Source organism: Streptomyces sp. NPDC005438 (assembly GCF_040606315.1).
GTDB lineage: Bacteria > Actinomycetota > Actinomycetes > Streptomycetales > Streptomycetaceae > Streptomyces.
Genome location: NZ_JBEXEP010000004.1, coordinates 369,062 through 388,694 on the forward strand (window position 1 = coordinate 369,062; position 19,633 = coordinate 388,694).

Annotated in this window: 14 protein-coding genes; 8 read left to right on the forward strand and 6 right to left on the reverse strand. The window is 73.2% G+C overall.

Annotation, left to right across the window (positions count from 1 at the left end; genetic code table 11):
* Positions 1-5 precede the first annotated feature (5 nt).
* Positions 6-638 carry a hypothetical protein gene (locus ABZT14_RS11930; RefSeq protein ID WP_356299920.1) on the forward strand — a complete coding sequence of 211 codons (633 nt, stop codon included), beginning with the start codon at positions 6-8 and terminating at the stop codon, positions 636-638.
* A gap of 873 nt (positions 639-1,511) precedes the next feature.
* Here ABZT14_RS11930 and clpB read toward each other — a convergent pair.
* Positions 1,512-4,106, reverse strand: a complete 2,595-nt coding sequence (gene clpB / locus ABZT14_RS11935; RefSeq protein ID WP_356299923.1) for an ATP-dependent chaperone ClpB — start codon at positions 4,104-4,106, stop codon at positions 1,512-1,514.
* A gap of 125 nt (positions 4,107-4,231) precedes the next feature.
* On the opposite strand from clpB, the gene ABZT14_RS11940 reads away from it, so the two are divergent.
* The 4 genes from ABZT14_RS11940 to ABZT14_RS11955 all read left to right on the forward strand — a co-directional run bounded on the left by ABZT14_RS11940 (position 4,232) and on the right by ABZT14_RS11955 (position 7,089).
* Complete coding sequence (locus ABZT14_RS11940) at positions 4,232-4,702, forward strand: pyridoxamine 5'-phosphate oxidase family protein (protein WP_356299926.1); 471 nt, start codon at positions 4,232-4,234, stop codon at positions 4,700-4,702.
* A 259-nt stretch (positions 4,703-4,961) separates the two neighbouring features.
* Positions 4,962-5,735: an enoyl-ACP reductase FabI gene (gene fabI, locus ABZT14_RS11945; protein ID WP_356299929.1), complete on the forward strand. Its 774-nt coding sequence runs from the start codon at positions 4,962-4,964 to the stop codon at positions 5,733-5,735.
* 210 nt (positions 5,736-5,945) lie between these two features.
* Complete coding sequence (locus ABZT14_RS11950) at positions 5,946-6,443, forward strand: hypothetical protein (RefSeq protein WP_356299931.1); 498 nt, start codon at positions 5,946-5,948, stop codon at positions 6,441-6,443.
* A 319-nt stretch (positions 6,444-6,762) separates the two neighbouring features.
* Positions 6,763-7,089 carry a hypothetical protein gene (locus ABZT14_RS11955; protein WP_356299933.1) on the forward strand — a complete coding sequence of 109 codons (327 nt, stop codon included), beginning with the start codon at positions 6,763-6,765 and terminating at the stop codon, positions 7,087-7,089.
* 108 nt (positions 7,090-7,197) lie between these two features.
* Here ABZT14_RS11955 and ABZT14_RS11960 read toward each other — a convergent pair whose 3' ends face one another.
* On the reverse strand, positions 7,198-8,481 hold the full coding sequence (locus tag ABZT14_RS11960; protein ID WP_356299936.1) for an adenylosuccinate synthase: 1,284 nt from the start codon (positions 8,479-8,481) through the stop codon (positions 7,198-7,200).
* A 247-nt stretch (positions 8,482-8,728) separates the two neighbouring features.
* On the opposite strand from ABZT14_RS11960, the gene ABZT14_RS11965 reads away from it, so the two are divergent.
* Positions 8,729-9,532 carry a diacylglycerol kinase gene (locus tag ABZT14_RS11965; RefSeq protein ID WP_356299938.1) on the forward strand — a complete coding sequence of 268 codons (804 nt, stop codon included), beginning with the start codon at positions 8,729-8,731 and terminating at the stop codon, positions 9,530-9,532.
* A gap of 227 nt (positions 9,533-9,759) precedes the next feature.
* Here ABZT14_RS11965 and ABZT14_RS11970 read toward each other — a convergent pair whose 3' ends face one another.
* Positions 9,760-10,293 (reverse strand): MarR family transcriptional regulator, encoded by a 534-nt coding sequence (locus tag ABZT14_RS11970; protein ID WP_356299941.1) that lies wholly within the window; start codon positions 10,291-10,293, stop codon positions 9,760-9,762.
* A 133-nt stretch (positions 10,294-10,426) separates the two neighbouring features.
* On the opposite strand from ABZT14_RS11970, the gene ABZT14_RS11975 reads away from it, so the two are divergent.
* Complete coding sequence (locus ABZT14_RS11975; protein WP_356299944.1) at positions 10,427-11,347, forward strand: ABC transporter ATP-binding protein; 921 nt, start codon at positions 10,427-10,429, stop codon at positions 11,345-11,347.
* Positions 11,344-12,984 carry an ABC transporter permease gene (locus tag ABZT14_RS11980; protein ID WP_356299947.1) on the forward strand — a complete coding sequence of 547 codons (1,641 nt, stop codon included), beginning with the start codon at positions 11,344-11,346 and terminating at the stop codon, positions 12,982-12,984. The genes ABZT14_RS11975 and ABZT14_RS11980 overlap by 4 nt, the downstream gene beginning before the upstream one ends.
* Before the next feature lie 480 nt (positions 12,985-13,464).
* Here the strand turns inward: ABZT14_RS11980 and ABZT14_RS11985 are convergent, their stop codons facing one another.
* The 3 genes from ABZT14_RS11985 to ABZT14_RS11995 form a co-directional block, all read right to left on the reverse strand.
* Complete coding sequence (locus ABZT14_RS11985) at positions 13,465-15,357, reverse strand: serine/threonine-protein kinase (RefSeq protein WP_356299950.1); 1,893 nt, start codon at positions 15,355-15,357, stop codon at positions 13,465-13,467.
* Positions 15,358-15,371: 14 nt separating this feature from the next.
* Positions 15,372-17,186 carry a protein kinase gene (locus ABZT14_RS11990; RefSeq protein ID WP_356299953.1) on the reverse strand — a complete coding sequence of 605 codons (1,815 nt, stop codon included), beginning with the start codon at positions 17,184-17,186 and terminating at the stop codon, positions 15,372-15,374.
* 420 nt (positions 17,187-17,606) lie between these two features.
* A complete protein-coding gene (locus ABZT14_RS11995) occupies positions 17,607-19,379 on the reverse strand; it encodes a protein kinase (RefSeq protein ID WP_356299956.1) in 1,773 nt (590 codons plus the stop codon).
* Between the last annotated feature and the right edge of the window lie 254 nt (positions 19,380-19,633).

Here is a 19,633-nt window from a genome sequence, read left to right on the forward strand (position 1 = left end):
GCGGGATGACTGGTGGACGTAGGACCAGGGCGGTGGCGCTGACCGCGTTGGCCGTGGTGCTGTTCCTGGGCGCCACGCTGCTCGCGCTGAGCGTGTTGGGGTTCCTGTTGGAGAACCACTATGTGAACGCCCTGGTGGCGGCGGGGTTCGTCGGGCTGCTGGTCTGGGGCGGGGTGGCCCTGGTCCTCCGGGCACGGCGTACGCCCCCTCCGGTACGCGGAGGGCTGACCGAGACGTCGAAGCGGATCGCCGCACGGAAGCGGGGCGGCGCCGGGGGCAGAAGGCTGAGCACCGGCCAACGGGTCTTCCGCCTCTGCTGCGCGGTGCCCCTGCTGCTGGTCGCGGTCAGCCTGCTGCCGGCCGCCGTGTACGGGATGTTCCAGGGCGAGGAACCGCCCGTCATGGGGATGGTGTTGGGGTTCGGCGGTCTGTGCGGGTACGCCGGTCTGCGGCTGACGAACGTGCTGAAGCCCGCCGGTGGCGGCGGTGGTGGCGGTGGCGGTGGTGACGGCGGGGGCGGTGGTGACGGCTGTGGATCCAGCGGTGATTCCGGTGGCTGCGGCGGAGGCCACGGCTGCGGAGGCGGAGGCTGTGGCGGGGGCGGCTGTGGTGGGGGAGGTTGCGGCGGCGGCACCTGAGCCGCCGAACCTCGGCCGGCGCGCCCGGTGCTGTACGAGGACGGTGGCCGTCGGCGGGGACGCGCTCCCGGTGACGGTCCCGCGCACCGGGAGGCCCGTACGAGTCCCGGACCCCGGTGAGGTCACGCGTACGCGAATCCCGTCCCGGGGTTCCGCCCTCGGGCGAACGGCCATCTCCCGGCCCCCACCCCGGACGGAGTGCCGGCGCCTCGCGGCAACGGGACCTCGGTCACCGCTCCCCTGGCCGCCGTCCTCCGCGTGGCCGCGCGTCTCGGGTTGCCGCTACCTCGGGGTCGGGGGTTCCTCCACGTAGCCGTGCCTCGGGGTGGGGGTCCCCTTCGGGGCCGCGTCTGGGGGGGTGCCGTTATCTCGGGGTCGGGGTCTCTCTTGGACGCCTGCGTTGGGGTCGCGGGCCCCGGGGTTACGGGACCGGGGTCACCCCCAGCCCTCAGGTCGCCGTTCCCCGAGTCCCTGTCACCGGGGGCGTGACAGGACGGTGCCGGGGTCACGGGACCGGGGTCACCGCCATCCTGGCTCGCCTGCCCTCTTCGGGGCCGTGTCCCGGGGGTGCCGCTGCCTCGGGGTGGGGGGTCCCCTTTCGTGGCCGTGTCTGGGGGGTGCCGTTATCTCGGGGTGGGGGTTGGGTTCTTGGTGGGCGGCCTCGGGGCTGAGGTCCTCCTTGAGCGCCCGGGTTGGGGGTCACGGGTCTCGGGGGTGCCGCAGTCCGGGTCACGCGACTCGGGGTCACGGGACCGCCCCGGGCACCCCCAGCCCTCAGGTCGCCGTTTGCCCGAGTCCCTGTCACCGGGGGCGTGACAGGACGGTGCCGGGGCCGCTTGCGCGGTCCCGGCACCGGTGGAGGGGGGCGAGGGATCAGTCGGAGGTGGGGCCCACCAGCAGTTCGTTGCCGGCGCGGTCCACCCGTACGGTGTCCCCGTCCCGTACCTCGCCGGACAGGATCTCCCTGGCCAGCTGGTCCCCGATGGCCGTCTGCACCAGGCGGCGCAGCGGGCGGGCACCGTAGGCCGGGTCCATGCCCTCCTCGGCCAGCCAGGTCAGCGCCTCCTGGGTGACGTCCAGGGTGAGGCGGCGGTCCGCCAGACGACGCCCGAGGGCGTCGATCTGGAGCTGGGCGATCCGCCCCAACTCCTCGCCGGTGAGCGGGGAGAACACCACCAGGTCGTCCAGCCGGTTGAGGAACTCGGGCCGGAACGCGGCCCGTACCGCCGCCAGCACCTGTTCCTTGCGGTCCTCCGGCTTGGTCAGCAGCCCGTCCATCACGTGCTGGCTGCCCAGGTTGGAGGTGAGGATCAGGATGGTGTTGCGGAAGTCGACCGTGCGCCCCTGCCCGTCGGTGAGCCGACCGTCGTCCAGCACCTGGAGCAGGATGTCGAAGACCTCGCTGTGCGCCTTCTCCACCTCGTCCAACAGGACCACGGTGTACGGGCGGCGGCGTACCGCCTCGGTGAGCTGCCCGCCTTCCTCGTACCCCACGTAGCCGGGCGGGGCGCCCACCAGCCGGGCCACCGAGTGCTTCTCGCTGTACTCCGACATGTCGATGCGGACCATCGCCCGCTCGTCGTCGAACAGGAAGTCCGCGAGCGCCTTGGCCAGTTCGGTCTTGCCCACACCCGTGGGCCCGAGGAACAGGAACGAACCGGTGGGGCGGTCCGGGTCGGCGACCCCGGCACGGCTACGCCGTACCGCGTCGGACACGGCGCGCACCGCCTCGCTCTGGCCGATCAGCCGCTGGCCCAACTCCTGCTCCATCCGCAGCAGTTTCTGGGTCTCGCCCTCCATCAGCCGGCCGGCGGGGATGCCGGTCCAGGCGGCCACCACCTCGGCGATGTCGTCCGGCCCGACCTCCTCCTTGACCATGGTGTCGCGTTCCTTGGCCTCCTCCTCGGCCTCGGCCGCCTCCTCCAACTGCCGCTCCACCCCGGGGATCTCCCCGTACAGCAGCTGGGAGGCGGTGTCGAAGTCGCCGTCGCGCTGGGCGCGCTCGGCCTGGCCGCGCAGCTCGTCCAGCCGCTCCTTCAGCTCACCGACCCGGTTGAGGCTCTGCTTCTCCTTCTCCCAGCGGGCGGTCAGACCCCGCAACTCCTCCTCGCGGTCGGCCAGTTCGCGGCGGAGTCGCTCCAGGCGCTCCTGGGAGGAGGCGTCCGACTCGTTCTGTAGGGCCAGCTCCTCCATGCGCATCCGGTCCACGGAACGCTGGAGTTCGTCGATCTCCACCGGGGAGGAGTCGATCTCCATCCGCAGCCGGGAGGCGGCCTCGTCCACCAGGTCGATGGCCTTGTCCGGCAGGAAGCGGGAGGTGATGTAACGGTCGGAGAGCGCGGCGGCGGCCACCAGGGCGCCGTCGGCGATCTGCACCTTGTGGTGCGCCTCGTAACGTCCCTTGAGGCCACGGAGGATGGCGATGGAGTCCTCCACGCTGGGCTCGGCCACCAGCACCTGCTGGAACCTGCGCTCCAGCGCGGGGTCCTTCTCGATCCGCTCGCGGTACTCGTCCAGGGTGGTGGCGCCGACCATCCGCAGCTCGCCCCGGGCCAGCATCGGCTTGAGCATGTTGCCGGCGTCCATGGCCGAGTCCTGGCCGGCCCCGGCGCCCACCACGGTGTGCAGCTCGTCGATGAAGGTGACGATCCGGCCGTCGCTGTCCTTGATCTCGGCCAGTACGGTCTTGAGGCGCTCCTCGAACTCGCCCCGGTACTTCGCGCCGGCCACCATCGCGCCCAGGTCCAGGGAGACCAGCCGCTTGTCCCGCAGGGACTCCGGCACGTCCCCCTTCACGATCCGCTGGGCCAGCCCCTCGACCACGGCGGTCTTGCCGACGCCGGGCTCACCGATCAGCACCGGGTTGTTCTTGGTGCGCCGGGAGAGCACCTGGACCACCCGCCGGATCTCCTGGTCCCGGCCGATCACCGGGTCGAGCCCGCCCTCGCGGGCGCGGGCGGTCAGGTCGGTGCCGTACTTCTCCAGCGCCTTGTAGGTGCCCTCGGGGTCGGCGGTGGTGATACGGCGCCCACCCCGGGCTTTCTCGAAGGCCTCCAGCAGGCCCTGGGCGGTGGCCCCCCGCTGCTGGAGCAGCTCACCGGCCTGGCCGCCCTTGTGGGCGATGCCGATCAGCAGGTGCTCGGTGGACAGGAACTCGTCCCCCAGCTCCTTGGCCCGCTCCTTGGCGTCGGCCAGCACCGACAGCAGCTCCCGGCTGGGCTGCGGCCGGGCGACGGTGGACCCCTGCACGCTGGGCAGGGCGCCCAGCTGCTTCTCGGTCGAGGAACGGAGGGCCGCCGCGTCCACCCCGGTGGAGGCGAGCAGGTCCAGGACGTTCTCGTTCTCCTCGCCGGTGAGCAGCGCGAGGAGCAGATGGCTGGGGGTGATGTCCGGGTGGCCGCCGGTCAGGGCGCTGCGCTCGGCGGCGCCGATCGCCTCCCGGCTCTTGTTGGTCAGCTCTGCGTCCACGGTGCTGCGCTCCTCCTCGGGTCGGCTGTGCTGAGTTTACGGAAGACCACGGTTCGCTTGCCATGGCCACCCTACGACAAGTTGAGTCTAATACACTCAACTCTGTGCCGGCTAGTTTCGTTCCCATGACCCGTGATGACCCCTCTGCCCCCTCTCGTCCCTCCGCACCCCGGCCGCCGGAGGCGGCCCGGCCGGAGCCGCCGGAGCCGTCTTCGGCGGTGGTCGCCTTCTGGGCCGAACCCCACCACGCCACGTTCACCACCCACCGTCCCGACGGCAGCCCCCATGTGGTGCCCGTCTGCTCCACCTGGGACCCCAGGGCCGGGATCGCCCGCGTCCTGGCGAGCGGCGACAGCCGCAAGGTCCGCAACGTCCTGGCCGCCGTCGACCGGGACGGCCTCGCCCGGGTCGCGCTGTGCCAGGTGGACGGCCGCCGCTGGGCCACCCTCGAAGGCCGCGCCGTGGTGCGGCGCGAGCCGGAGCTGATCGCGGACGCGGAGCGCCGCCACGAGGCGCGCTACCGGCGCCCACCCCGACCCAACCCGAAGCGGGTGCTGGTCGAGATCACCGTGGACCGGGTGCTCGGCAGGGGTTGAGGTCGGGTCGGGTGAGGTAGACACGGGGTGTGCCCGTTCGGTCACCGAGCAACCGCGGTGCGCGGTCTGGCCGGTGACCTCTCCTCGTTTGCTCCGCGAACCTTTCGTGAACCCTCCGCCGCGCGACAACAGAATGGTCACAACTGCCCCCGAGGTGGGGGCACTTACCGCTGGTTATGGGAGTTACTCCTCCAGTACGAAGTGACACCCGATCTGACGCCATCAACCCGATGGCGTGGAAACCGCGGAAGGATCGTCAATGGGCGGAATCATCGCCGGCAAACGCGTCCTGATCACCGGCGTGCTCACGGAGGGCTCCATCGCCTTCCACGCCGCCAAGGTCGCGCAGGAGGAGGGGGCGGAGGTCCTGCTCACCGGCTACGGACGGATGTCCCTGGTCAGACGTACCGCCGACCAGTTACCGAAGCCCGCCCCGGTGATCGAGCTGGACGTGACGGACCCCGAGCAGCTGGCGGGACTCGCCGAGCAGGTGCGGGACCACTTCGGCCCGGACGCGCCCCTGGACGGGGTGGTGCACTCGGTGGCCTTCGGGCCGCCGGGGGTGTTCAACCTGATGGAGGCCTCCTGGGAGGAGGTGAGCACCGCGGTCCAGGTGTCCGCGTACTCACTGAAGTCCCTGGCCGGGGCCTGTCTGCCGCTGATGCCCCAGGGCGGCTCGGTGGTCGGCATCACCTTCGACAGCCAGGTCACCTGGCCGTCGTACGCCTGGATGGGCGTGGCCAAGTCGGCCTTGGAGTCCACCAACCGTTATCTGGCGCGGGAGTTGGGGCCGCGCGGCGTGCGCTGCAACCTGGTCGCCTCCGGCCCGCTCACCAGCATCGCCGCCCGCTTCATCCCCGGGTTCCGGGACCTGGCCGAGCCCTGGGACACCTCCCGGGCGGTCCTCGGCTGGGACACCGGTGACCCCGACCCCGTCGGCCGGGGAGTGGTCGGCCTGCTGTCGGACTTCTACCCGAAGACCACCGGTTCCGTCATCCACGTGGACGCCGGAGTACACGCCATGGGTGGCTGAGTCCGCCATCCCGTGTCGAAACGGCCGGCCCCACGTTGACCACGCGGGGCCGGCCGTTCCGTGTGCCCTGGCCTGGCGTTCCGCGCGGTACGTCCGCGCGCGGTCCACGCGTCCACGGCGACCGGACGCGGCCCCACCGTGGTGCGCGCCGACAGCGGGCGCGCCACGGCACCGCTCCAGCAGCTCCGTACGACCGGGAAGAGGACCGCCATGTCACACCAGCCCCACACGCCCCTTGTGCCCAGCCGCCCCCGTAGCCCCCGCCGTCGGCGGACCCTGCTGGCCGGTGGCCTGGCCGCCGGTCTGCTGGCCGTCGGCCTCACCGGCGGCGCGCAGGCCGGCCCCGTACACGGCGCCGACCAGCGGGCGACCCACCCCACCGAGCGGGTGCGGGACTTCTACCTGAGCTACCTCACCGCCCGGGGCGAGAACGACCGGCAGCGGGCGCGGAAGCTGCGCGCGGACCACCTGACCGGCGAACTGCGCGAGCAGCTCACCGCGTGGGAGAAGAAGCACCACGCCGACGGGGTCACCCGCGCCCAGAACGTACCGGTGGGGGCCCGTACCACCACCGACGGCTCGGGCGCCGGCCACAGCTGGGTCGTCGTCACCCTGGAGTGGGACGGCTCCTCCCCGGACGGCAAGCTGCACGTCCAGACCGACAACGCCAGCGGGCGGATCTCCGACATCAAGCGCTGGTCCCGCTAGGGCGCGTCGCTCGGATCCCGGGAGGTCGGCGAGCGCGTTCCGGTGTGGTGGGCGGTGGGACAGCGCGGGGCGGAGGAGGAGCCGATGCGGCGCATCGGCGACCCCGGCCATCACGGCGACCACGCCCCCGGTGACACCGCGCGAGCCTCGCGGTGATCCGAACGACGCACCCCAGCCCCCGAGGCGTCCCCGGGCGGCGGTGATTCCGGGGCTCTCGTCGCACCCCTGTCGCGGGCCTCGGGCGCGCCGGGGCCCGCGATACGGTCGGGCCCGCCCCGGCGAGCGGGCCGAGGCGTGTCAACGCCCAGGGGAGGCAGTGGTGTTCGGGTTCGGCAAGCAGCCGGCGTCGGTGCTGGTGGTACGGGAGGCGGAGTGGCTGGAGGAGGCGCTCACCCGGGCGTTGGCCTCGGCCGACGAGGCGGAGCGTCCGGGCCTGGAGCGGGCGGTCGAGCTGGTGGCCCGTGAGCGGGACCGGGCTGACGGTGAGGTGACCGCCCGCTGGGTGCGCGAGCGGCTGAGGGACTCCGGCGCCGACCCCCGTACCCGTCCGGTGCAGGCGATCAAGGCGTTGCGGGAGGCGGTCCCGGGTCTGGGGCTGCTGTCGGCCAAGGAGATGGTGGAGGAGGCCGCCCGGTACGAGGACTGACCGGCGCCGGGGCGTGGGGGCCGGGTGGGCGCCCCGGCCCCGGCGTACGCCGGTCTCCGTACGCCCGGGTCAGGGCCGGCGGGCGCCTGACCCGGTACGTCCGCCTCCTCAGAGGAACGAGTTGATCTGGATGGTCTCGTCCCGGCCCGGTCCGACGCCGATGGCGGAGATGGGCGCCCCGGACATCTCCTCCAGGGCCCGCACGTACGCCTGGGCGTTCCTGGGCAGTTCCTCGAAGGAGGTGGCCCGGCTGATGTCCTCGGACCAGCCGGGCAGGTTCTCGTAGATCGGCTTGGCGTGGTGGAAGTCGGTCTGGTTGTAGGGGAGTTCCTCCACCCGGCGGCCGTCGATCTCGTAGGCCACGCAGACCGGGATCCGCTCCCAGCCGGTGAGGACGTCCAGCTTGGTGAGGAAGAAGTCGGTGAGCCCGTTGACCCGGGTCGCGTAGCGGGCGATGACCGCGTCGAACCAGCCGCAACGGCGGTCCCGGCCGGTGGTGACCCCCCGTTCGCCGCCGATCCGGCGCAGGGCTTCGCCGTCCTCGTCGAACAGCTCGGTGGGGAAGGGGCCGGCGCCGACCCGGGTGGTGTACGCCTTGAGGATGCCGATCACCCGGTTGATCCGGGTGGGCCCGACCCCGGCACCGGTACAGGCGCCGCCGGCGGTGGGGTTGGAGGAGGTCACGAACGGATAGGTGCCGTGGTCGACGTCCAGCAGGGTGCCCTGGCCGCCCTCGAACAGCACCACCCGGTCCTCGTCCAGCGCCTGGTTGAGGACCAGGGTGGTGTCGGTGACGAACCCCTTCAACTGGTCCGCGTAGCCGAGGAGTTGCTCGACGACCTGGTCGGCCGAGATGGCACGGCGGTTGTAGAGCTTGGCCAGCACCTGGTTCTTGAAGTCCAGGGCGGCCTCGACCTTCTGGCGCAGGATCGACTCGTCGAACAGGTCCTGCACCCGGATGCCCACGCGGTTGATCTTGTCCGCGTAGCTGGGGCCGATGCCCCGCCCGGTGGTGCCGATCCGGCGCTTGCCCAGGAACCGTTCCGTCACCTTGTCGAGGGTCTCGTGGTACGGGGTGATCAGGTGGGCGTTACCGCTGAGCAGCAGCTTGGAGGTGTCGACGCCCCGCTCGGCCAACCCGCCCAGCTCGGAGAGCAGGACCGCGGGGTCGACGACCACGCCGTTGCCGATGACCGGGGTGCACCCCGGCGAGAGGATGCCCGAGGGAAGCAGGTGCAGCGCGTACTTCTGGTCCCCGACGACGACGGTGTGCCCCGCGTTGTTGCCGCCCTGGTAGCGCACCACGTAGTCCACGGAGCCACCCAGCAGGTCGGTGGCCTTCCCCTTGCCCTCGTCTCCCCACTGAGCACCGAGCAGCACAAGTGCGGGCACAGGCGTACACCCCTTTCGGGTGGGGCATGGTCCCGTTGCGCGGCGGCGTGCACCACTCAACCAGCGGGTTCACCGTCGCGACACCCGTGAACCGGTGCCCCGGATCGACGAAGCCCCTGGCGCAATGGCGACAGGGGCTATTGCACCGAGAGATTACCGGACGCTCTTCGAGGCTGGCGAGCTACCCGCCGTCCGACCGTGGGGCTCTCGATCCCGTCTTCTCCATGACTCCCGAGGGAGGAACCAGGTGTCGGCCCAGGACCTGTTGGTGGTCATCGACCCGGCCGCGCGGCAGATCGACGGTGAGTCGGTACGCATCGCCCGCGACGTGCTGAAGGGAGGCTCCGGCGAGCTGAAACTCTGCCTCCCCGAGGGGCCGGAGGAGTTCGTGCGCGCCCTGGACCGACGGGGCGGGCGGCACCCGGTGGTGATCGGCGACGACCACTCGCTGGGGCTGGCGGTGCGGACCCTGTACGCGACGAGGGCGTACTCCGGTACCGGGCTGTCCCTGGTGCCGGTGGGGGAACGGGTGCGGCTGGCCCGCTCGTTGGGCGTGCCGCACCGGGTGGTGGACGCCGCGCGGGCGGTGCTGGCCGGCCGTACCCGGGCGCTGGACCTGCTGGTCGACAGCGACGGCGGGGTCAGCTGCGGCCCCCTGCTGCTGGAGGGGGTACGGGGCTCACCGGAGGGTCACGGTGCCCCGGAGGCGTCAACCGGCTGGTGGGGCGGGCCCGTTCGGGCCTACCGGGCCCTGGCCCGTACCGTGACGGGCCCCCACGGCGACTGGTTGCCGCGCGTGGAGTTGGACGGCCGCCCCCTGTGGTCCGAGCCGCCCTCGGCGGTCGGCGCGATCGCGCTCAGCCCCCGGGAGGGCGCGGCCGAGGTACGGGTGGAGCCCCGCCGCAGGGGCAGTCCGGTCACGGCCCAGGCGGCCCGGATCACCGTCTCCGGCGGGCCCTTCCGTTGTCGCGGCGAGGGGCCGCGGGTGGACCGGGCGGAGACCATGACCTGGAGCCTGGCCCCGGCCGCACTGCGGCTCACGGTGGGCTGAGCCGCCCCGACCCGGTGGGTGGGCGCCGCGACGGTTCCGGTCCGCACGGCCAGGGGTCCCCAGGTGGGCGCGCTGGACCCGCCGAAGCCACCCCCGGGGTGGGGCGACGACGTACGGGGCCGTGGGCGGGCGGAGCCACCCGACTACGGACGCGCATCCGCCCCGTCGCCGGACGGTCGGGCGCGACCCCCGACGCCGGTACCCGCTCCCCGGGGGCTACGGGAGGGTCAGCGGCCGTCCTCGGCACGCTGGGCCCGCTGCCGCTTCCAGCGGTCCAGCAGGGTGGACAACTCGCCCTGCATGAAGGTGAGGAACTCGGTGCTCTCGCTGAGCCGTCGGCCGGCCGGGGTGTCCTCGCCGAGCGTGGTCACCGCGTGCTGGAAGGTGGCCCGCCAGCGGTCGAGCAGCGCGTTGCGGCTGGAGATCGCCTCGTGCCAGACGTCGGCCTGCACCCGGTACCGCTCCCGGCGGGAGCCCGGTTCGCGTTCCCGGCTGACCATGTGCACCTGGGACAAGTAGCGCACGGCCTGGGAGATGGCGGCCGGGCTGACCTGGAGGCGTTCGGCGAGTTCGGCCGAGGTGAGGGCGCCGCTGTCGTCCATCATCAGGCAGGCGAACACCCGGGAGGCCATCCGCTGCATTCCGGCCTCGGTGAGGTCGGCGGCCAGGCGCTCCACGAGTCGGGCCACTTCGGCGTCGTAGGGGCGGGTGCCCGCCTCCCCCTCGCCGGGCTCCGTCCTCCCCGTCGACCGCTGTGCCACCGTGCCCCCTCTCGGTCGGTTCTGGTCCGCCCCCGGTCACGGACGTGCCGTGGTGCGGAAGCCTATCCGGCCGTTGATCTGCTGAAAATTATGAGACTTCACAAATTTATGAAACAAGCGTAGCTTCGGCTCCATGAGGACACCAGCCATGGCCGTGTCGGTCTCCGGCCTCGTGAAGACCTTCGGACGCACCCGCGCCCTGGACGGACTGGACCTGCGAGTGGAGACCGGAGAGGTGCACGGGTTCCTCGGCCCCAACGGCTCCGGGAAGTCGACCACCGTGCGGGTGCTCCTCGGACTGCTGCGCGCCGACCGGGGCGCCGCCCGGGTGCTGGGCCGTGACCCGTGGACCGACGCCGTCGAGCTGCACCGCCGCATCGCCTACGTACCCGGGGACGTCACCCTGTGGCGCAACCTCTCCGGCGGCGAGGCCATCGACCTGCTCGGCCGACTGCGCGGCGGCCTCGACCCCCGGCGGCGTCAACTGCTGCTGGAACGCTTCGAGTTGGACCCCACCAAGAAGGGCCACACCTACTCCAAGGGCAACCGCCAGAAGGTCGCCCTGGTCGCCGCCCTCGCCTCCGACGTCGACCTGCTGATCCTCGACGAACCCACCTCCGGCCTGGACCCGTTGATGGAGGCGGTGTTCCAGCGGTGCGTGGCCGAGGAACGCGACCGGGGCCGCACCGTACTGCTGTCCAGCCACATCCTCAGCGAGGTCGAGGCCCTCTGCGACCGGGTCAGCATCATCCGCGCCGGGGCCACCGTCGAGACCGGCACCCTGGCCGAACTGCGGCACCTCACCCGCACCAGCGTCCACGCCCAACTGGAGCGGCCCCCCGAGGGCCTGGACCGCGTCCTGGGGGTGCACGACCTGGAGGTCGAGGGCGACCGGGTACGGCTCCAGGTCGACAGCGACCGGCTGGGACCGGTGCTGTCCGCCCTGACCTCGGCCGGGGTACGCGGGCTCACCAGCTCGCCGCCCACCCTGGAGGAACTGTTCCTGCGCCACTACCAGGACCAGGACCCCACCCCGGCCGAGGCCGCGTCATGACCTCCGCCCTCCACCCGCCCGCCACGGGCCCGTTGTCCCGACTCACCGGCACCCGGACCCTGTTGCGGCTCGCCCTCCGCCGGGACCGGGTGGTACTGCCGGTCTGGGCCGGGGCGCTCACCTGGGTACTGCTCCAGACCGCCCTGGCCTTCCGGCAGCTGTACGACAGCGCCGCCGAACGCGCGGCCACCGTCCACTCCGCCAACGGCAACGGCTCCCTGCGCGCCCTGTACGGGCCGGCCTACGACTCCTCCGTCGGCGGACTGCTGTCCTGGCGGATGATGGCCTTCGGAGCGGTACTCGCCGCGCTGATGAGCATGATCCTGGTCGTCCGGCACACCCGCGAGGAGGAGGAGACCGGCCGCCAGGAACTGCTGTCCTCCGGTGTGGTGGCCCGCCACGCCCCGCTGGCCGCCGCCCTGTCCACCGCGACCCTCGCCAACCTGCTGTTCGCCGTACTCACCGTCGCCGGGCTGGTCGCCCTCGGCCAACCCGCCCTCGGGTCAACGGTGTTGGCGCTCGCCCTGGCCGGAGTGGGGCTGGTGTTCGCCGGGGTCGCCGCCTGCGCCGCCCAACTCACCCAGAGCGCCCGCCTCGCCAAGGGCCTCACCGGCGCCGTACTGGGCGCCGCCTTCGCCCTGCGCGCGGCCGGGGACGCCGACAGCGGCACCGTCGACGGCTCCACCTCACCCCTGAGCTGGCTCTCCCCGCTCGGCTGGGCCCAGCAGTCCCGCCCCTACGCCGGCAACCACCCCGGCCCCCTGGCCCTGCTACTGGTCACCGCACTGGTACTGGCCCTGGCCGCCCACCTGGCCGTGACCCGCCGGGACGTGGGGGCCAGCTTCCTCGCCACCCGGCCCGGGCCGGCCGTCGGGCGGCTCGGCGGCACCTGGGCCCTGTCCTGGCGACTGCAACGCGGCACCCTGCTCGGCTGGGCGGTGGGCTTCGCCCTCGCCGGCCTGCTGTTCGGCTCCATGGCCGAGGGCGCGGCCGAACTGGTCGGCGACAACCAGGCCACCCGCGACATCATCGCCCGCATGGGCGGCCGGGCCGGTCTGACCGACGCCTTCCTGTCCGCCATGGTCGGGGTGTTCGGCATGGTCGCGGCCGTGTACGCGGTCGGCGCGGTACTGCGCTGCCGCTCCGAGGAGTCCGAGGGCCGGGCCGAAGCCCTGTTGGCCGGCGCCCTCGGACGGCTGGAGTGGGCCGGCTCGCACCTGGTGTACGGGCTGCTCGGGGCGCCCCTGCTGCTGGCCCTGGCCGGAGCGTCCATGGGACTGGCGTACGGGGTCTCGGCCGGCGACCCGGGCGCGGTCGGCGAGGTGACCGTGGCCGCGCTGGCCCAGGCCCCCGCCGTATGGACCCTGACCGGGATCGCCGTACTGGTGGTGGGCCGCTGGCCCCGGCTCTCCGGCGCGGTCTGGGGACTGGTCGGCGTGGTGCTGGCCATCGGCTGGCTGGGCCCGGCCGTGGACCTCCCGCAACCCCTGATGGACCTCGCCCCCTTCACCCACCTGCCCAAGTTGCCGGGCAACGCGGTGAGTTGGCCCCCGTACGGCTGGCTGACCGCACTGGGACTCGCGACCACCGTGGCCGGCCTGCTGGGACTACGCCGCCGGGACCTGGACCTCAGCTGACCCCCGACCGGCCCGCCCGGCCCGGTCGGGCACGCCGGCGGTGAGGGGCGCTCCCGGGCGTGGGAGGGGTGGTCGGGGGCTCGCGCGGGGGAGGGACGCCGGCCGGCTCGGTGGGCGGCGGGGGCTCGCGCGAGTGCGGGGCTCCCTCCCGGGAGGGGGGCCGGCCGGTTCGGTGGGGGTGCCGGGTTGCTGGTGGGCTCCCGCTTGGGAGGGGTGCGGGGTTGCTGGGGGCTCCCCCACGGGTGGGTGCCGGGCCGGTTCGGTGGGGGATGGGGTTCCCGTCGGGGAGGGATGCGGGGTTGCTCGGGGCTCCCGCTCGGGCTCCCCCTTCTGGGGTGGTTCCCCCACGGGTGGGTTGGCCGGGGCGCGGGGGTGTTCGGCCGGGCGTGACTCGGGGCGGGCCACCGCTCCTCGTCCGGGTCTCTCGAAGGACATCCCTCTCCCGACCACCCTCGAGGCCGACGGGTCCTCCTCGTCCGGTCACTCCTCCTCGTCCGGGTCCCCCTTGGTGTAGGTGCGGCTGTTCTGGTCGTCGAAGTACTCCCGGGTCAGCTGGTTGTCGCTCAGCTTCAGGCGGGACGCCTCACCGGCGTTGCAGACCCCACGGGACTCCGCCCGGTCCACCGTGGCCGGGCCGATGGTCAACGGGGACCGGGTCGACAGCAGGTCGGCCGACAACTCGCAGTGGGAGCCGGGTGTCTCGTGCACGATCTCCACCGCCGCGCTGCCCCGGGGCGCCCGCCGGACGGTCAGCCGCTGGGTGCCGCCGGCCGGCAACGCCGTGGTCCAGGTACCGAGGTAGCCCTCGGAGATGGTCGCGCCCTTCGGCTCCCGCACCAGCTTGCCGACGGGGGTGAACTCCTCGTCGGGCAGTTCCTCGCCGCCCTCGCTCTCCTCGTCGGCCCCCGACTCCCCGGTGCCCGCCCGCGTCGCCGCCCACCGCAGCCGGTCGCCGGAACCCCCGTCCCGGGACAGCCGGTACGTACCGGACCGGCAGCCGTTCTCCGGCTTGGCGTCCACCACCTTGGTGCGCACCGTGAGCCGCTTACCCCCGGACAGCAGCTTGCCGTCGCTACGGCACTGGTGGTCCGCGCCCACGCTGCTGGTGCTCACCACCACGTCCCCCACCTCGCCCGAGGTGACCGTGAAGCTGCGGAACTCCAGGTCACCGCCGGTGTTCCGGTGGGTGCCCGACCAGGTGCCCAGCATGGCCGGGAGGATGTCGCTGTCGCCGGAGGTGCGGGCGGTGCCGCCCCCGTCGTCCATCGCCGTGTACGCCGCTCCACCGCCGGCCAGCAGGGCGGCGACCACGGCCACCGTCAGCCAGGGGGCGCGGCGTCGACGGGGCGGGGCGGGCTCGGGTACCGGCTCCTGGGCCGGGGGGTCGGCCGGCAGTGACCGGGTACCGGTGACGTTCTCGGTCGCGGCCTCGGAACGGTTGCGGGAACTGCCCCCGGGCGGGGTGTCGGTGTCCAGCAACCGTACGGCGTGCTGGCCGAGTTGGGCGATCAGCGCCGCCGGCAGCCAGGGGGCCGAGGCGGTGACGCCGTGCCCCACCGGCTGTACCCGTTCGATCAGCTCCTCCGGGACCGGCCGGGCCGTCGGGTCCTTGGCCAGACAGTCGGCCACCAGGGGGCGCAGGGACTCGTCCACGTCGTCCAGTCGGGGTTCGCCCTCGGTGATGCGGTACATCACCGAGTGGATGCCGCCGCTGGGGGAGCCGAAGGGCAGCACCCCGGTGGCGGCGAAGGCCAGCACCGAACCGAGGGAGAACACGTCGCTGGCCGTGGTCAGCGACTCCCCCATGATCTGCTCGGGCGACATGAAGCTGGGCGAGCCCACCACCGTGCTGTTGGTGGTGAAGGTGTGCTCGGACATCGAGTCCAGGGCGCGGGCGATACCGAAGTCGATGACCCGGGGCCCGTCGATGGTCACCAGGATGTTGGAGGGCTTCAGGTCGCGGTGGACCAGCCCCGCCCCGTGGATGTCCCACAGCGCGCTGGCCAGCCCGTAGGCCAGGGTGCGTACCGAGTCGGTGGGCAACGGGCCGTGTTCGGAGGGGGAGATGACCCGCTCCAGGGAGGGGCCGGCGATGTAGCCGGTGGCGACCCAGGGGGTGGTGGCCTCGGTGTCGGCGTCCAGTACCGGGGCGGTCCAGCGTCCCCCGACCCGGCGGGCCGCCTCCACCTCCAGGTGGAACCGGGCCCGGAACTCCTCCTGTTGAGCCAGCTCGGCCTTCACGAGTTTCACGGCGACCGTGCGTCCACCCTCGGAGCGGGCCAGGTAGACGCGCCCCATCCCGCCGACACCGAGTCTGCCCAGCAGCCGGTAGTCCCCGATCCAGGTGGGGTCCTCGGGAAGCAGGGGTTCCATGGGTACTCCTAGCGTCAACCCGACGTGGGTGGCGCGATGGGCCGTTCGTTGAGGCGCTCCTGTTGGAGCCGGGTCAGTCGTAGCACGTACGCCGCGCCCAGCAGGGCGGCGACCGCGCCGACCAGGTCGCAGAGGATCTGGGTGCCCAGCCAACTGCGGGCCACCTCGACCGAGTTCTGCTCGTACCAGTACTCGTCCCAGCCGGTGTTGAGGACCAGATAGGACAGGGCGGCCAGCCACCAGGCGGACAGCAGGAACGCGTACCGCTGGTGGTGGGCCCGGTCCCGGGGACGCCGGGCACTGATCCACCACACGTCGTTGGCGATGACCTTGGGCACCACCAGGTTGAGGCCCGGCACCAGCCAGGACGGCACCGCCCACACCGGGGCCACCCGCAGCTGGGTGGGCTCCAGCCAGCGGGCGACCACATGGGCCCGCCAGAACCAGGCCAGCCAGGCCAGGGCGGCCCCGAGGTGCGCGTACAGCAGCCCGTGCCGGGCGTCGTCGGTGTCCGCCCGCAACGGCGGCAGCGAGGCCGGTCCGGCCAGGCCCTGCGCGGTGATCCGGTCCGTCAGCTGGTGCAGGCTGGACGCCTCCCGCAGCAGCAGGGCGCCCACGGTCAGCAGCAGTGCCGAAGTGGCCGCCGCCAGCGTCCAGTCGAGCAGGGGCCGGCGCGCCGCCTCCGGCACCGGGGCCAGCTGGCGCCGAGGCGCGGGCACGGTACGCCACCTCGGGTGCACCGGGGCGGCGGCCGGTGGCCGGGAGGCCCGGGAGGGCGGCACCGGCAGTACGGTCACGCCCTGGTGCGGGCCACCACGGGTCGGCGCCTCCCCGCTGGCCGCGCCCCGGGACGGGACGACGACGGTACGGGGCCGGGCCAGGGGGAAGCCGCCGGTGGCGGGTTCCGCCCCGGGAGCCTCGGCGCCGCCGGTGGCGGTGTCCAGGTCCAGCAGGTCGGCCGCGTGCCGGCCGAGCTGGGCCAGCACCTTGGGAGGCAGCCAGGTCGGGGTGAGGCTCGGTCCCGGCACCCCCAACAGCTCGTCCACGGTGGGACGTTGCCCGGGGTCCTTGCGCAGGCAGTCCTCGACCAGCCGGCGTAGCGGACCGTCCAGCCCCTCCAGGTCCGGTTCCTCGCCGACCACGCGGAACATCTGGGCGTGCGAGCCCCCGCTGGGCGCCCGGAAGGGCGGGCGCCCGGTGGCCGCGTACGCCAGCACCGAACCGAGGGAGAACACGTCACTGGCCGGGGTGACCGGTTCCCCCCGCACCTGCTCGGGGGACATGAAGCCGGGGGAGCCGATGACCGCGCCGGTCCGGGTCAGCTCGCTGGTGGCCAGGGCGTCCAGGGCGCGGGCGATGCCGAAGTCGATGACCTTCGGCCCGTCGATGGTGATCAGGATGTTGGAGGGCTTGAGGTCGCGGTGGATCAGCCCCGCCTCGTGGATCGCCGCCAGGGCGTTGACCAGTCCGGTGGCCAGGGCTCGTACCGACTCCGGGGGCAGCGGGCCGTACCGCTGGTGGACCACCTCGGTCAGGGAGGGGCCGGCGATGTAGCCGGTGGCGACCCAGGGGGTGGTGGCCTCGGTGTCGGCGTCCAGTACCGGGGCGGTCCAGCGTCCCCCGACCCGGCGGGCGGCGGCCACCTCCTGGGCGAAGCGGGCCCGGAACTCCTCCTGTTGGGCCAGCTCGGGCCGCACGAGTTTCACGGCGACGGTGCGTCCGCCCTCGGAGCGGGCCAGGTAGACGCGTCCCATGCCGCCTCCGCCCAGCCTGCCCAGCAGCCGGTACCGCCCGATCCGGCCGGGGTCCTCGGGGGACAGCGGTTCCATGCGGGGTGCTCCTCGGGTCAGCTTCCGGTCAGCTCGTCGATGGGTCCAGGTCGATCGCCGTGGCGTCGGGGGGCTTCTCGTGGAGGGGCGCCGGGGCCGGTCGGGCGCCCCCGGTCACCGGGGCCGCGCATCGGCTTCCCTCCGCACGGCCCACGTGCCGGCTCCCCGGCCCGGAGCGGCGGGGGTGGCCCCGGGGCGCGGCGCCCTGAGCGCCGAGGGGTCCGCGTGCCGTCGTACGGCGCCCGTCGGGCGCCCCATCGCCCCGCGCCGTGGACACAGCAAGGCGGAGGAGGCGTCGATGCAGCGCATCGACGGCAGCGGCCCACGGCGGCCCACGGCGGCCCACGGCGACAACGCGGCGAGACGCGGCACGCCCGGTGACACCACACGCGAGCCTCGCAGTGATCCAAGCGGCATCCCCTAGCCCATACCGGCCAGTCGGCGTTCCTGCGAACCGGAGAGCCGGACCACCACCAGCACCGCCAGCAGCGCGGCCACCACGCCCAGCCAGTCGCCCATGGCCTGGAGGGCCAGCAGCCCCTGGGCGCCGTGCACGTCGTCCTCCGAGGTCCAGTTGGCCCAGATGGTGCAGGTGTTGATGACGGCGTGCCCCAGCCACACGGTCCACCAGCCGTTGAGCAGGGCCCGGGAGGGTCGCACGTTCCACGGCAGGTGGGGTTCGCGCAGGCTGATGTTCCAGATGTCGTTGGCCATCTGCTTGGGCAGGAAGAACGCCACCACCGGGATGAACCAGCCGCCCACGGCCATCGCCGAGGAGTGCCGCAGCTGTTGGCCGGACCCCAGCACCTCGGCGTTGATGTACAGCCGTCGGAACCACACCACCCAGCTGGTGATCACCGCCACCTCGGCGACCAGGATCAGGGCCCGCAGCACGTCGGTGCCGTCCTTCCAACCGGCGTAGCCCCGCACGTTGTTCGGCGCCACGAACTGCAGGGCGCTGTCCAACTCGTTGTAGACGTGCAGCTTGTAGAAGCCGTCGATCAGCAGCAGCACCAGCAGCAGGCCCATCAACCAGGACGTCAGCTGCCCCAGCAGCCGGGGGGACACCGCGTCCCGCAGCGGCCGGCCCGTGCCGCCGCCGTACATCGACTGGTAGCCGGTGGCCGCGTAGTTGGTGGCGTACGGGGACGGCGCCGCGTACGGCGACTGGTACGGCGAGGCCGGCGGGCTGAACACGCCCGCCGTCGGAGGGGTCGACGGGACGGACGGGGTCGGGGGCGCCGTCGGGGGCGTGGGCAGCCCGTTCGCCCCGGACGCCGGCTGCCCCTCCGGGTCCTCCACGTTGAGCAGCTCCACCGCGTGCCGCCCCAGGTCGGCCAGCACCTCCCCGGGCAGCCAGGTGCGCGGCACGTCCCCGGCCGTACGGGCCAGCAACTGGTCCACGGTGGGCCGCTGTTCGGGGTCCTTGCGCAGGCAGTCCTCGACCAGCCGGCGCAGCGGCCCGTCCAGCCCCTCCAGGTCCGGTTCCTCCTCCGCGATACGGAACAGCAGGGTGTGGATCCCGCTGTCGGCCGTACCGAACGGCATCCGCCCGGTGGCCGCGTACGCCAGCACCGCGCCCAGGCAGAACACGTCACTGGCCGGGGTGACCCGGGTACCGCGTACCTGCTCGGGCGACATGAAGCCGGGCGAGCCGATGACCGCCCCGGTCTGGGTGACCCCCTGGGCACTGGTGGCCAGGGCGTCCAGGGCGCGGGCGATACCGAAGTCGATGACCTTCGGCCCGTCGATGGTGATCAGGATGTTGGAGGGCTTGAGGTCGCGGTGGATCAGCCCCGCCCCGTGGATCGCGTGCAGGGCCTTCACCAGCCCGGTGGCCAGGGCCCGCACCGTCTTGTCCGGCAGCGGCCCGTAACTCTCGTCCACCACCTCGGTCAGCGAGGGGCCGGCGATGTACCCGGTGGCCACCCAGGGCGTGGCGGCCTCGGTGTCGGCGTCCAGCACCGGGGCGGTCCACTCCCCGCCCACCCTGGTCGCCGCCCGCACCTCCTGGTCGAAGCGGGTACGGAAGTCCCGTTGGCCGGCCAGTTCCCCCCGTACGACCTTCACCGCGACCGTGCGGCCCCGGTCGGAACGGGCCAGGTAGACACAGCCCATCCCTCCCTCGCCCAGCTTGCCCAGCAGCCGGTAGGCACCGACGGTCCGCGGGTCGTCCACACCCAGCGCTCGCACTGTGCTGTTACCTCCCCCTGTTGGCCGGCCCGACAACCACGGGCCACCTCACCCTTGTCCCCTCGGTCCCCCGGACCTGGCCCGACTGTACGGTCCGCCCGCGAGTTCCCCCACCGCAGTACGAGGCGGCACTCCGGCGTTCCCGCAGGATAGGCGGCCATCGCCGGCCGTAGGCGACCGGAGCCGGTCCTGATTCGGTTCCGTTACCGGAGCCCGGTGGTGACCCCACCCGGCGCCGGCGTACGGAAAACCCG